Raw genomic sequence first — 361 nt, forward strand, 5'->3', positions numbered from 1 at the left:
GCACGCGCCGCCGGGTTCACCGACGTCACCGCCACGGCATCCACCTGGTGCTACGCCACGCCCGCGGAGCGCGAGTGGTGGGGAGGGATGTGGGCCGACCGCATCCTGGAGTCCGCTCTCGCCCGCCAGCTCACCGCATCCGGAATGGCGACGGAAGCCGATCTGCGGCGCATCAGCGACGCCTGGCGTACGTGGGCCGCAGACGGCGACGGCTGGTACCTGGTCCCGCACGGCGAGATCCTCGCCCGGGTCTGAGGCGCCTCGCGGCCACAACTCCGGAGAAGCCTGTCGCTGGACGCACCGGGAGGCCGAATTCCCGCGCCCACGCCTCAGATCTCCGGAGTTGTGGCGCACAGCCCTC

1 protein-coding gene is annotated in these 361 nt (G+C 72.0%); it reads left to right on the forward strand.

The window, feature by feature from the left end; translation table 11 throughout:
* Positions 1–255, forward strand: a 255-nt coding sequence (locus KI686_RS15930) for a hypothetical protein (protein ID WP_237590314.1), incomplete at its 5' end; no start/stop codon positions are given.
* Positions 256–361 lie beyond the last annotated feature (106 nt).

The organism is Polaribacter sargassicola (assembly GCF_021991835.1).
Lineage (GTDB): Bacteria > Bacteroidota > Bacteroidia > Flavobacteriales > Flavobacteriaceae > Polaribacter > Polaribacter sargassicola.